The sequence below is a fragment of the Enterobacter bugandensis genome (assembly GCF_900324475.1).
Taxonomy (GTDB): Bacteria; Pseudomonadota; Gammaproteobacteria; order Enterobacterales; family Enterobacteriaceae; genus Enterobacter; species Enterobacter bugandensis.
In genome coordinates, this window is the sequence record NZ_LT992502.1 from 2,602,870 (window position 1) to 2,616,266 (window position 13,397).

The window sequence follows — 13,397 nt, forward strand, 5'->3', positions numbered from 1 at the left end:
CCGATGGTAGAATAAAACACCACTTAAGATCAATAAATTAGTCTAAATATCCTATATCGGATTTTTTTAAGCATTTTTAACCAAAACAAAACAACAAACGACACTACACACCAACCAATAACACGACACACTAACTATTTATTTACAAAAATGCGGAATAAATATCTACCGCTGCTGAAAACAGCAGTTTTATATCTGAATGCATTCATTTTATTGATATATATTAATACGTGACCACAGGGGTAGAAAGTCTTACATTAATATCTTTACCATTCATGTCATGAATTTTCTCATCAGACGCAGGCTAATCCGAATAATCATCGCACATCAAGGACCCCGTGAGTAATAGCTCACCCAGAGTCAAAGTTTTCGGAACAGGAATACAGGCTTGCACAGTTAATGTACTGAGCTATTGCCTTCTTTTACTGGTGGGTTCCCTGCACCATTTTTCCTCAAGCCGACAACCAGCGTCAGTTCATTTATATCTATATCCATCAGATTACTACCTTTGTGTTCCATCAATATCGCCATCGAAAAAGCTAACGCTAGCATGTATTCTTCTTCGGTAAGCCCAACATCCTCAGCGATTTTTTCTATTGTATTGACCATACCCTCAACAACATGAGTTCTCATTTTCTATACCTTGAATAATTATTTAATGTAATGGAAATAAGTTCGTAATCCCTGCTAAAGGTACCGTAACAAAGAGACCCGCGATACATCAAGCTGATCGACACTGACAGTACTAGTTTTTAGGATTTATTCATGAAAATTATTTTTTCACACTATAATAAATTTCCGTTGTATATATAAGATTATTTGTGCAATCGTGAATAAGCTTTGTTTTCATTTGAGGCACTGTTGTGAAGATAAACTATCCAGTTAGATAGTCGACAGAAAAAGGATAGTAAGTTCTCCCGAACTTAATTGCTGGATACCATTCATCAGTTTCCTGCAGGTTCGCTTACGGGGTATTGGTACTATGATCGGCATCGCTCAGTCCAGTTGGTGATTTGTGATGTTTGGCGATTGATCGGACGCAAAAATCGGACTGAGTTACCTTAAAGTGATCTACTATTCGACGCAGCTATTTAGTGCAACTTCGCACCACTGTGGCCGCACTTTTCAATCAATGAGCTATCTCATCCGACTCATCTTAACCCAACATGTAAAAACATTCACACATCACCAACAATGCCAATATTTGCTCATAAAGCAAACGGGATAGAGCGCCAGTTTTGCTCCTCCCGTGCTAACATTTCGTATCGTCTTATCTAATCAATAGGCTGATCCGTCAGGCGTAAACATCACTGCACGTTGATTTAAACAGTACGTTTTGCTGCAAACTTTTGCCTGTGTATCTCCCATGTTTTTTCCAGACCTTTCATCATACCCTCATCACGTGCAATTAAGTCGGGGTTCTGCTGACGCGCGTCCAGCCAGGCTTCCACCTCATCCCGGTTCCAGGCTACAACCCGTGGCGTCAGTGAGAAACGTTTAGGGAAATCGCCTTCTTTTTCCAGCTTATCAATGGCATAAAAAGACAGAGGCACTAACTTTATCAATTCTTCTTTTCTGAGTGCTGCACGCATGATTATCTCCAGAAGTTGGTTATCTGTTGCCAAATTCTGTTAAATCAGGCTCACTGTTTTAAGCAACAATAAGCTTTTACCGGCTGTCGGATTCCTGACTCATTTAAATTTCTCAATATACCTGTCGACCATATCCGCCCAATCCTGCAACATTGATGCTCGTTGTTCTGCGTATTCCGCCTTGTTATACACCGCCCGAACGCCTCGCTTCTCATGCGCCAGACATTTTTCGATCCAGTCATAGTTATACCCTGCTTCGTGCAAAAGCGTGCTGGCTGTCCGGCGCAAGTCATGGACAGAGAAGGACTCAAACTCCACGCCTTCTTCCGCTAATTGCTTTAACCCCGAACGAATAGCGGCATTAAGCGCAGCGTCGTAAAGTGGGAGTTTTGGGCTAAAACGGCCTGGATGAAGGTACTCAGAATGCGCATACACACTATTCAGCGCAACCAGAATGTCCTTTGCCTGCCGGGAGAGATAAATCCAATGTGGTCGCGACATTTTCATGACAGAGGGCGGGAGCGTAAGCGTCCGCTCCTCCCAGTCCACCAACTACCAACGAGCCAGACGAAACTCCCGCTTTCGCAGTAACGTCAAAAGGTCAAATTTAACTGACATCTGAATCGTCTGCGCAACTCCGGTACGGGCCAGCGCGTTAAAGAACACGCCGATCTCCCGTTCGCTTAATGCCCGTTCCTTTGGTTTAAACGTGGCAATCGACTTTGCCTTTACCGTCGATAAAACACCTGGCTGACGGTATTATGCGGAATTTACCGCAACCGTTTTTCGTTGAATACGTCAGCAATACCGTCAGAAAAGTCATGCTTTCTGCTGTGGCGGGAGATGGTCAGAAGGATAAACTGGCGCTGTAAGCCGCGCCAGCTCGGGGTTTAGCGATGGTTGCCTGGCGTTAGCAGGAGGTCAGTACGCATCAGTGCTTTTCAATATATATCGTCCGGCTATATGCCACGTCTTCCGGGTTATTGATGGGGTAGCCCTTCACCCAGGGCTTAATCAGGCGACCGTTAGTGTACTGATAAATTGGCGCGATGGGCGCCTTCTCCATAAGGATTTTCTCCGCCATGTTGTAGTCCGCATTGCGCGCCTTCGCGGTGGTTTCCAGCGTCGCCTGCTGGACGATCTTATCGTAGGCAGGGTCATTAAAGCGGGAGATGTTGCCGCTGTGAGTGGAGGTCAGCAATGACAGGAACGTTGATGGCTCGTTGTAATCACCCACCCATGAGGCGCGGATCACATCAAAGTTACCGGTGTTACGGCTATCAATGTAGGTTTTCCACTCCTGGTTTTGCAGTTTGACATCCACACCGAGATTTTTCTTCCACATGGAGGCCACCGCAATCGCGATTTTCTGGTGGTTTTCCGAAGTATTATACAGCAGGTTCAGCTTTAGCGGGCGCTGAGGACCGTATCCTGCAGCCTGCAGCAAGGTTTTGGCCTGGGCGTTGAGCTCCTGCTGCGACATCTGCTCAAACGGCGAGGCGTCCGGAGTGAACCCTGCCGTCACGTCTGGGGTGAAGTGCCAGGCGGGCTTCTCCCCCGTCCCTAACACCTTTTCTGCCATGATACGACGGTCGATGCTCATACTCAGCGCCAGACGAACCCGTGCATCCGCCGTCGGGCCTTTTTGGGTGTTAAAGGCATAGTAATACGTTCCCAACTGAGGAGGCGTATAAACCTGCCCCGGAATGTCCTTCATGAGCTTCTGATACATGTTTTTTGGGAACGATTCGGTAATATCAATATCCCCTGCCAGGTAGCGTTTGGTCGCCGACGATTCCTGATTAATCGGCACGAAGGTCACCTTCTGCAGTACCGTTTTGGCATTGTCCCAGTAGTGCGTATTGGGCACCACAACCAGTTTTTCATTCACCACGCGGTCCTTCAGAACGTAAGCCCCGTTCCCCACCAGCGCACCCGGCCGCGTCCACTCTTTACCGCTTTCGACGTTAGCTTTTTGTACTGGATAAAAAGCAAAGTTCGCCGTCAGGTTGCTGAACCACGGCAGCGGTTTGTCCAGCTGAACGCGTAACGTTCTGGCGTCCACCGCCGTCACACCCAGCGTATCGGGCGCGGCTTTGCCGTCAATAATGGCCTGCGCGTTATTAATTCCCGCCAGCGCGGCAAACCAGGCAAACGGAGAGGTGGTTTTCGGGTCAACCAGACGCTGCCAGCTGTAGACAAAATCCTGGGCGGTGACAGGGGAGCCGTCGGACCATTTCGCGTCATCGCGTAAGGTAAACATCCAGACACGGTTATCGTTGCTCTGCCAGCGTGTCGCCACGCCCGGCGTCAGCTCCCCTTTCTCATTCTGATTAACCAGGCCTTCAAAGAGATCGCGAATCACCTGAATCTCTGGCAACCCCACGGCTTTCGCCGGGTCCAGCGAAGCCGGCTCGTCTTTAATATGCCTGACCAGCTCCTGTTTTTGCGCCAGCGCAGTGCCCTGCGGCACGTCAGCTGCGAAAGAAAGTGAAGAGAGCCCGCACAGGCACAGTGCGGCAAAAAGACGCGAAACAGGATGCTTCATAAGATCCCCTTTAATGAATTCAGGTATTAAGCAGATGCGTAATTATTTGTTTCGACAAAGAGAAATGCAAATAACTTACGCCTGAATAGTGATTTAAGGCAATTCTTAGCCATTACGGAAACTATTTGATTAACAGCGGGTTTTGCACAACACTGCCAGTAGTGACTTCTTTATCAGGATTTCGTATGGTAACCACCCGACCGAGAGCGGAACGCGGCGCCTTTCCGCCGGGCGCTGAGCAATATGGCCGCTCCTTTTTAGGCGCATCGCTGATCTGGTTCCCCGCCCCCGACGCAGACCGCGAAAGCGGCTTGATTCTTGCCGGCACGCACGGGGATGAAAACTCCTCCATCGTGACGCTTTCATGTGCGCTGCGGACGCTGACGCCGTCATTACGGCGTCATCACGTGATTCTGGCGGTTAACCCGGACGGCTGCCAGCTGGGTCTTCGCGCCAATGCGCGAGGCGTTGACTTAAACCGTAATTTTCCATCAGCAAACTGGCGCGCCGGGGAAACGGTGTATCGCTGGAACAGCTCCGCCGAGGAGCGTGATGTGGTTCTGCTAACGGGAGATAAGCCGGGCTCAGAGCCGGAAACCCAGGCGCTGTGCCAGCTAATCCATAAGATCCACCCCGCGTGGGTGGTCTCCTTCCACGATCCGCTGGCCTGTATTGAAGATCCGCGTCACTCCGAGCTTGGCGCGTGGCTGGCAGACGCTTTCGCCCTGCCGCTCGTGACCAGCGTGGGCTATGAAACGCCAGGCTCCTTCGGTAGCTGGTGCGCCGATTTGAGCCTGCCCTGCATAACCGCTGAATTCCCGCCGATCTCCTCCGACGAGGCCAGCGAAAAATACTTAAAAGCCATGGTGGATCTTTTACGCTGGCAGCCTCAGAGATGAAGCACGCCGCTGGTAAAATGGAGCGCGGGAGAGACGTCAACCGCCAGCCACGTCGGGCCGTCCAGATCGGCGAAACGGACCTGATTGACAAGCGGTAGCGCCGCGCCGATTGCCCGGGACGTACAGAGCATACAGCCCAGCATCAGTGAAAAACCTTGCGCCCGGGCTTCTGCCGCCAGGGCCAGCGCCTCTGTCAGCCCGCCGGTCTTGTCGAGCTTAATATTAATCATCTCGTAGCGGCCCTGCAGCTCGCTCAAGCTCGCGCGGGTATGACAGCTTTCATCCGCACAAACGGGCAACGGATGGATAAAGTTCTTCAGCGCCGCGTCATCTTTTGCTGGCAGAGGCTGCTCCAGCATGGCCACCCCCAGGTCGGCCAGCAGCTGACAGCGGGCGGCCAGCCCTTCTGGATGCCATGATTCATTTGCATCAACAATCAGCGTGGCTGAGGGTACCGCCGCGCGAATGGCGACCATCCGCTCGCTAATCAGACGATCGTCGAGCTTCACCTTCAGCAGCCGGGCCCCGGTGTCATAAAGCGCTTTGGCGCTGGCGGCCATCTGTTCCGGCTCGCCAATCACTACCGTTTGCGCGGTAGCCACCGATTCCGGCAGCGCCACGCCCAGCAATGCTGTCAGGGGTTGCTGCTGTTTCGCCGCCTCGAGACTCCAGAGCGCACTATCAATGGCGTTACGTGCGGCCCCGGCGGGCAAACGCTGCTGTAATGCCTCGCGCGTGAGCCCGGTTTGCAGGTCTGGCACCAGCGTCATGATATGCGCCATCACTGACGCGAGGCTTTCACCATAGCGCGGGTAAGGCGTGCACTCCCCTACGCCTTTAAAACCGTCCTCTTCGATTTCAACGACCACCACGCTGGCTTCGCTTCGGCTTCCGCGGGAGATCACAAACGGGGTATGCAATGGCCAGGCTTCTTCATAGACCTTAACACTTCTCATCACTGACTCCTTGCAGCCCGGAAAGGCGAAAAAATTTGGTTTGCCGTGTTATCCGCGGATGACATACACTAGCCCCGACGTTAACTATATGTAAACAGGAAGATATCTATGTCACAACTCGTTCATTTCCAGGGCAACCCGGTTGCTGTTGCAGGTTCCATTCCGCAGGCTGGCAGCAAAGCGCAGGCTTTTACTCTGGTGGCTAAAGATCTGTCTGACGTCACACTGGCTCAGTTTGCGGGCAAACGCAAAGTGCTGAACATTTTCCCGAGCATTGATACCGGTGTTTGCGCCGCATCCGTGCGTAAGTTCAACCAGCTGGCAACTGAAATGGACAACACCGTTGTGCTGTGCATTTCTGCTGACCTGCCGTTCGCCCAGTCTCGCTTCTGCGGCGCTGAAGGCCTGAGCAACGTTATCACCCTCTCCACCCTGCGCAGCCCGGATTTCCTCGAAAACTACGGCGTCAGCATCGCCGAAGGCCCTCTGAAAGGCCTGGCAGCACGCGCGGTACTGGTTCTTGATGAAAACGACACTGTCATCTTCAGCGAACTGGTTAATGAAATCACTACCGAGCCGGATTACACCGCCGCGCTGGAAAAGCTGAAAGCATAATCATTACTTAGCATTCTATACCGCTTTTTCAAAACCTCGCTATGGCGGGGTTTTTTATTAATTACTGGCTGAATCGTTAAAGCAACAATGAGCTTGCGTCACAAAATTAACGCAATTAAGTTTCTGTAATTCAGCAAAATAGCGATCAGACCCGCATATTGATCGTTAAACAACCCTGAATTTACCCTCAGTGAGGCGCATCACATTTCCCTTATCGCCAAAACATTAGATTTGCTTACGAAGTTAAATAATCGTTTCAGCAAAAAGGGATAAATATGAAAATAAAACTGGCTTTAACGCTCCTTTCGGTACTGGTTTCTGGCCATGCCGCAGCAAAAACCTGGGTGCTGACAAGCGCTGAAAGCAGCGTGGAAAAAGGAAACTGGAAGATTTCCAGCGATGAGCTGAAAATTAACGATCGAACGTTCAGCATTGAGCAAAAAGTGTTGCACGGCGGCAAGCAGGAAGGTAGTAAAGTGATCGTTATTAGCAGTAAAAACGGCCTGACCATCACCTTAAGCCCGACGCGCGGGATGAACCTTCTGCATGTGGAGGGCTTTGGCACCAGGCTGGGCTGGAACTCCCCCGTTAAAGAGGTCGTTAATCCGGCGTATATCAATCTGGAAAGCCGAAACGGACTTGGCTGGCTGGAAGGTTTCAACGAGATGATGGTCCGCTGTGGCTACGAATGGACGGGGCACCCGGTCACCGCTGACGGCCAGATTTACACCCTGCATGGCAAGGCGGGGAATACGCCGGCTTCCCAGGTGGAGGTAGAAATTGCGGATGCTGCCCCGCATGAAATTCGTATTCGCGGTCTCATCAAAGAAAGCACCTTTAAAAAAGCAGATCTGCAAACCATGACCGAACTGCGTTACGTTCCAGGAACCAACCAGTTCAGCCTGCATGACGTTCTGACGAACCATGCCGATTACCCTCATGACTATCAGATCATCTACCATAGCAACTTCGGGGCGCCTGTCCTCGAAGAAGGCGCGCGCTTCCTTGCCCCGGCGGCAAGCGTGAGCCCGTTCAATGATTACGCGAAAGCGGGCGTTAACGACTGGCAAACCTACGCCGGGCCGACAAAAGGCTTTGATGAGATGGTCTTTAACATCAAACCGCTTGCGGACAGCAACCATGAAACCCTCGCGGCGGTGGTGAATAAAGCCGGTGACAAAGGCGCGTCAATTCAGTTTGATACCCGCCAGCTGCCCGTGCTGACCCTGTGGAAAAATACCGATACGCCGAAACAGGGCTATGTCACGGGGATTGAGCCAGGCACCAGCTACGCCTACCCCGTCACCATTGAACGCGAGCAGAAGCGGGTTAAGCAGCTGCAACCAGGCGCCAGCGCTCAATTTGACCTGACCTATACCCTGCTACACAGCGCGCAGCAGGTGAAGGACGTCGAAAGCAGGATTGCATCGATTCAGGGCGAGACAAAAACAGAGATCGTGACCACGCCGCTGGCGAAGGAATAAGCATTAAAAAAGCCTCTTTACAGAGGCTTTTTGTTATTCGTCACCTTTCTTATGATTCAATCCATACTCACGTAGCTTATTCGCAATCGCGGTATGCGAGACGCCAAGCCGTTTTGCCAGTTTGCGGGTGCTGGGGTAGCTGCGGTACAGCTGCGTCAGCACGGATCGCTCGAAGCGGCTGGTGATATCATCCAGCGAGCCTTCCATCGCTTCTTCGCCTACCGATACCGTCCCGGCGTCGTAATCCGGCAACAGAATGTCCTGAGGGCGCAGTTCATACCCTTCCAGCTGGGTCAGCGCGCGATAAACGGCGTTTTTAAGCTGACGAATGTTGCCCGGCCAGCCGTAGCGCATTAACACCGTGCCGAGATCTGCAGACAGTTTCGGACGTGGAACACCCTGCTCGTCGGCAAAGCGGGCCACAAACAGTTCCGTTAGCGGCATGATGTCCTGCGGACAATCGCGCAGCGGTGGAATGTTCAGCGTCAGGACGTTGAGGCGGTAATAGAGATCTTCGCGGAAAATCCCCTTTTGCACCAGTTCCACCAGGTTCTTCTGGGTGGCGCAAATGACGCGCACGTCCACATGCACTTCGTGATCCTCACCGACGCGGCGGAAGGTGCCGTCGTTCAGGAAACGCAGCAGTTTAGCCTGCATACGCGGCGACATTTCGCCGATCTCGTCCAGCAGCACGGAGCCGCCGTTGGCCTGCTCGAAGAACCCTTTCTTGCCTTCCGGCGCGTGTCCAAACAGCTCGCTTTCGACGGCATCTTCTGGAATTGAAGCGCAGTTAAGCGCCAGATACGGTTTTGCCGCACGCGGGCTTGCCAGGTGCACGGCGTGCGCCAGCAGATCTTTCCCGGTACCGGTATCGCCGGTAATCAGCAGCGGCGCGGTCAGGCTGGCAAGCTTACGCGCCTGGTCAACCACGTGGCGCATTTTCGGGCTGACGGCAATAATCTGGCTGAATGCGCCAACGTCCTGGCTGGAGAGGTTTTGCAGCTGGCGCCCCATGCGTAGCGTCGAGCGCAGCATGATCACCGCCCCGGTCAATACGCGACTATTTCCTTCTCCTTTCAGATAGACCGGTGTGATCTCCATCAGGAAATTCTGCCCGTTAATCACCACATGCTCGCTGTGCGTATTCTGCGGGTTGCTGTCCAGCCAGCGCTGAAAGTTAAAACCGGGAATCAGCTGCGCGGCGTGGTGGCTGCTGAGCTTCTCCTGGCTCTGCGCGAAAAGCTGGCAGCTCGCATGGTTAACGCGCTCGACTTTACTTTTCAGATCCAAAGAGAGGAACGGTTCGGGCATCGCTTCAAGCAGCGCGCTCAGGGCGAGGTGCTCACGTTCGGAGGGCATCCAGGGGATGGTGCGTACATCCGTAACGCCAGCGATACGGCGGATTTCCGCCATCAGGCTGCTGAAGGTGTTAAATTCAATTTCGGCAAAATTGAGGTAAATTCGCCCGACAGGATCGATCTCAATGCCACGTAAATCAATGCTACGTAAAACAAGAAGATCGAGTAATTCGCGGGTAAGACCGAGACGGTCTTCACAGAAGACTTCAAGACGCATGGGAAATTCACCGTTTTAAGCCAATAACGTTAAAATGATATGTCAGAACTCGGTGAACCGGAAGATGGCTGTCAACAAATATTGACAGCCAGCACGATTAGTGAACAAAGCCTTAAGGAGACGGTTTTTTATTGAGCGTTTCTTTCAGCTGACCGATCAGTTCACGCCTGAAATCCCCCAGCCGCGGCTTATCGCCATCAATCCACGGCAGCGGACGGCACACCTCCATCGCTTTGATACCCAAACGCGCCGTCAGCAAGCCCGCGCCAATGCCCTGGGCTGCACGGGCTGAAAGACGCGCCGCCAGATCCTGCGACATCCAGTCCATTCCCACTTCGCGCACCAGCTCGCTCGCGCCCGCAAAGGCGATATTGAGCAGGACCAGTTTGAACAGCCTGAGCCGGCTGTAGTAACCCAGCTCTATGCCGTAAAGGTTCGCGATACGGTTGATGAGGCGCAGGTTACGCCAGGCGATAAAGGCCATATCCACCAGCGCCAGCGGGCTGACGGCAATCATCAGCGTGGATTCCGCCGCCGAGCGGCTAATCTCACGCCGCGCCTGGGCATCCAGCACCGGCTGAACCATATGGGAATAGAGCGTGACCACCTCCCGGTCGTTCTGGGTTTCATGGATGGCGGCGTACCAGCGCTGGAGCGCCGGATGCGACTGATCGATACCGGCCTGGCTGGCCAGTTTTTCACAGAAGGCGCGGCCTTTGCCAGTGCCGTGGCTGTGGAGGAGATCCCGCGCTTCATCGCGCTCGTGCGCGCGCTGTCGCAAACGCCAGAGGCGGCGCCACTCGGTGGAAACCGACCCGACGCCCGCCCCCACGATGAGCGCGCCCGCGGCACATCCTCCCAGCGCAACCCAGTCCTGGGTTTGCCAGGCGTTCATCGCCCACTGGACGCCCTGCCCGACCACGCTGACGCCAAACAGCGCCAGACCGGCGGTGACCATCTTGCGCCACAGGCTGCGTTTAGGACGCAGAGCGGCTTCCACGGCCGCCTCCGCCGGACCGTCTTCGACGGCGGGATCGTCCGGCAGCGCCGGGGCAAAGTTCTCCGCCTGCGCGCCGCTGAACGTCTGCGCCGTTTTAAAGGCGTCCTGACGCTCGGGCTCAAGCGTTCCGGTAAAGTCTATGCGCGGTTTTAACGGTTCCGTCATCGCAATTTATCTCCAATCAAAAACTCCAGCGCCGCATCCAGACGGATGTGCGGTAACGGCCGATCGACGCTCATGGTCTGAGGGCGGAAGGCTTCAAACTGGAAGCCCTGGCTCTGCCAGAAGGCCTGGCCCGGCAGCCGCGCGGGCACTTCGCCGGGATAGACGGTAAGCGGCTCGCCGTCACTGAGTCGATTCCCGCGTAATGCTGGTATTTTCTCGCCGTTAAGGTCAATCAGGCCGCTTTGGGTCGCCTGCACCGATGCGAGCCCAAGACAATCCATACTGATGCCTTCAAACGCGGCGTTTTGCCAGGCGTCCTGCACCAGCTGCTGCAGCAGAGAAACCATGTTGGCGTGCTGATCGACCGTAACGTGATCGGCTTTTGTGGCCGCAAACAGCAGCTTGTCGATCACCGGTGAGAACAGACGACGAAACAGCGTCCGCTGCCCGTAGTGGAAACTCTGCATCAGCTGCGTCAGCGCGAGGCGCATATCGTTAAATGCCTGCGGCCCGCTGTTGAGCGGCTGCAGGCAATCCACCAGCACAATCTGGCGGTCGAAACGTAAAAAGTGGTTTTTATAAAAACCTTTGACCACCTTTTCGCAGTAGTAATTGTAACGCTCGCGCAGCATGCCGGCATTCGTGTGTTTGTCGGCCTGTGCCAGCTTCGACTCGCCTGCGCCGTCCACATCCGGCCACGGAAAGAACTGCAGCGCGGGCGCGCCTGCTAAATCACCCGGCAAGACAAAACGGCCCGGCTGGATGAAGTGCAGCCCTTCCTGTTTGCACTGATGCAGATAGTCCGTCCAGGCTTCAGCAATGGTCGCCAGACGGTTTTCATCCGCAGGTGCCAGCGGATCAAGGCCCTCGCACAGCTGTCGCCATTTCGTTGACCACTCTGCGCGTTGCCCTTGCAACAAGCCCGTCATCTGGCGGGACCAGCTGAGGTAGTCCTGCGCCAGCATCGGCAGGTCGAGCAGCCATTCGCCGGGATAATCGACGATTTCCAGATACAGGGTTGAGGTATCCTTAAAGTGACGTATCAGCGATTCATTAGAACGAAAGCGCAGCGCAAGGCGAATTTCACTGACGCCTCGCGTTGGCGTCGGCCACGCGGGCGGATCGCCGTAAAGCTGCGCCAGCCCTTCGTCGTAGGTAAAACGCGGTATGCCAAAATCACGCTGAGGGACGCGCTTAACGCCCAGCAGACGCTCTTCGCGCACGGCGCTGAGCAACGGCAGCCGCGCGCCGGCGTGCAGATTCAGCAACTGGTTTACCATCGCGGTGATGAACGCCGTCTTACCGCTGCGGCTCAGGCCGGTAACGGCCAGACGCAGATGTCGATCAACGCCGCGGTTCACCAGTGAATTGAGTTCGTTCTTAAATCGCTTCATCGCCATCCTTCATTGCCCGGAAGCCAGGAATGTATGGCTTCAGAATACAATAAATGGGGGCAGATCGTTGATTATCAATTCTTATTTATTGCTATTGCCGTTTTCTCTCCAGTAAGATGAACGACATTGCTGTCAGTCCGGAGTGAGTAAGGTGTATGTCACCCACCATCTATGATATCGCACGGGTTGCGGGCGTATCGAAATCAACCGTTTCCCGCGTTCTGAATAAACAAACGAATATTTCCCCTGAAGCGCGAGACAAAGTGCTTAAGGCGATAGACGAATTAAATTATCAGCCCAACAAACTGGCCCGCGCCCTGACCTCTTCTGGCTTTGATGCCATTATGGTTATTTCGACCCGCTCGACTAAAACTACTGCCGGTAACCCTTTTTTCTCCGATGTTCTTCACGCCATTACGGCAAAAGCGGAAGAGGAAGGGTTTGACGTTATTTTACAAACCTCGAAAAGCAGTGAGGACGATCTGCAGAAGTGCGTGGGAAAAATAAAGCAGAAGATGATCAAAGGGATCATCATGCTGAGTTCACCCGCAAACGAATCTTTTTTCACCACGCTGGACGAATACGGTGTGCCCGTGGTGGTTATTGGAAAAGTAGAAGGAAAGTTCCAGAATATTTATTCTGTTGATACGGACAATTTTCACGACAGCGCTATTCTGGTCGATTCGTTTATTAAACATGGGCGAACAAAAATTGCTTGTCTGCATGCCCCGCTCGATTATCACGTTTCTATCGATCGCCTTGCGGGTTATAAATCCAGCCTTGAGAAGCAGGGTATCGCCATTAATCCAGACTGGGTCATTGATGGCGGATATACCCATGAAAGCGCGCTCCAGGCAGCCTGCAAATTACTCTCGTCTGACAACCCACCCAATGCCGTTTTTGCTACTGACAGTATGAAATTATTGGGTCTTTATCGTGCAGCGGATGAGTTAAATCTGATGGTTCCCGAGCAGGTTGTTATGGCAGGCTACAGCGATCCGATGCTGTCTCTCGTTTTAACCCCTGCGCCAGGCGGGTTTGATATTCCGACGAGAAAGCTCGGCGAAGAGAGCTGCAACGTGTTGTTTAAGCGTATTGCGGGTAAACCTGCGCCGCATAAGATTTTGGTTGATACGCATTTTTCGGCTGCGGCGTCCTTGCGCTAATAA

12 protein-coding genes are annotated in these 13,397 nt (G+C 53.3%); 4 read left to right on the forward strand and 8 right to left on the reverse strand.

Annotated features, from left to right (window positions below):
- Positions 1-396: 396 nt before the first annotated feature.
- The 4 genes from DG357_RS12665 to DG357_RS12680 all read right to left on the reverse strand — a co-directional run bounded on the left by DG357_RS12665 (position 397) and on the right by DG357_RS12680 (position 4,140).
- Complete coding sequence (locus DG357_RS12665; protein ID WP_047368677.1) at positions 397-633, reverse strand: hypothetical protein; 237 nt, start codon at positions 631-633, stop codon at positions 397-399.
- 689 nt (positions 634-1,322) lie between these two features.
- Complete coding sequence (locus tag DG357_RS12670; protein WP_047368678.1) at positions 1,323-1,592, reverse strand: helix-turn-helix transcriptional regulator; 270 nt, start codon at positions 1,590-1,592, stop codon at positions 1,323-1,325.
- 99 nt (positions 1,593-1,691) lie between these two features.
- Positions 1,692-2,141 carry a tyrosine-type recombinase/integrase gene (locus DG357_RS12675; RefSeq protein WP_159087781.1) on the reverse strand — a complete coding sequence of 150 codons (450 nt, stop codon included), beginning with the start codon at positions 2,139-2,141 and terminating at the stop codon, positions 1,692-1,694.
- Between the two features lie 382 nt (positions 2,142-2,523).
- Positions 2,524-4,140 (reverse strand): peptide ABC transporter substrate-binding protein, encoded by a 1,617-nt coding sequence (locus DG357_RS12680; protein ID WP_047368679.1) that lies wholly within the window; start codon positions 4,138-4,140, stop codon positions 2,524-2,526.
- Between the two features lie 185 nt (positions 4,141-4,325).
- Here DG357_RS12680 and mpaA point away from each other — a divergent pair, with 185 nt between their 5' ends.
- Entirely contained in the window at positions 4,326-5,039 is a 714-nt protein-coding gene (gene mpaA / locus DG357_RS12685; RefSeq protein ID WP_069732859.1) for a murein tripeptide amidase MpaA, read from the forward strand.
- On the opposite strand, the gene ycjG is transcribed toward mpaA, so the two are convergent.
- A complete protein-coding gene (gene ycjG, locus DG357_RS12690) occupies positions 5,030-5,995 on the reverse strand; it encodes an L-Ala-D/L-Glu epimerase (RefSeq protein WP_088205572.1) in 966 nt (321 codons plus the stop codon). The two genes, mpaA and ycjG, sit on opposite strands and share 10 nt — an antisense overlap.
- Before the next feature lie 108 nt (positions 5,996-6,103).
- Here ycjG and tpx point away from each other — a divergent pair, with 108 nt between their 5' ends.
- Positions 6,104-6,610 carry a thiol peroxidase gene (tpx, locus tag DG357_RS12695; protein WP_028013359.1) on the forward strand — a complete coding sequence of 169 codons (507 nt, stop codon included), beginning with the start codon at positions 6,104-6,106 and terminating at the stop codon, positions 6,608-6,610.
- A 275-nt stretch (positions 6,611-6,885) separates the two neighbouring features.
- Positions 6,886-8,094, forward strand: a complete 1,209-nt coding sequence (locus tag DG357_RS12700) for an aldose 1-epimerase family protein (RefSeq protein ID WP_048959060.1) — start codon at positions 6,886-6,888, stop codon at positions 8,092-8,094.
- Between the two features lie 33 nt (positions 8,095-8,127).
- Here DG357_RS12700 and tyrR read toward each other — a convergent pair whose 3' ends face one another.
- From tyrR to DG357_RS12715, 3 genes are all read right to left on the reverse strand, one after another.
- Positions 8,128-9,669 carry a transcriptional regulator TyrR gene (gene tyrR / locus DG357_RS12705; protein ID WP_028013361.1) on the reverse strand — a complete coding sequence of 514 codons (1,542 nt, stop codon included), beginning with the start codon at positions 9,667-9,669 and terminating at the stop codon, positions 8,128-8,130.
- 112 nt (positions 9,670-9,781) lie between these two features.
- Positions 9,782-10,834: a YcjF family protein gene (locus DG357_RS12710; RefSeq protein ID WP_088205573.1), complete on the reverse strand. Its 1,053-nt coding sequence runs from the start codon at positions 10,832-10,834 to the stop codon at positions 9,782-9,784.
- Complete coding sequence (locus DG357_RS12715; protein ID WP_045260646.1) at positions 10,831-12,228, reverse strand: YcjX family GTP-binding protein; 1,398 nt, start codon at positions 12,226-12,228, stop codon at positions 10,831-10,833. The genes DG357_RS12710 and DG357_RS12715 overlap by 4 nt, the downstream gene beginning before the upstream one ends.
- A gap of 155 nt (positions 12,229-12,383) precedes the next feature.
- On the opposite strand from DG357_RS12715, the gene DG357_RS12720 reads away from it, so the two are divergent.
- Positions 12,384-13,394, forward strand: a complete 1,011-nt coding sequence (locus DG357_RS12720; RefSeq protein WP_088205574.1) for a LacI family DNA-binding transcriptional regulator — start codon at positions 12,384-12,386, stop codon at positions 13,392-13,394.
- Positions 13,395-13,397 lie beyond the last annotated feature (3 nt).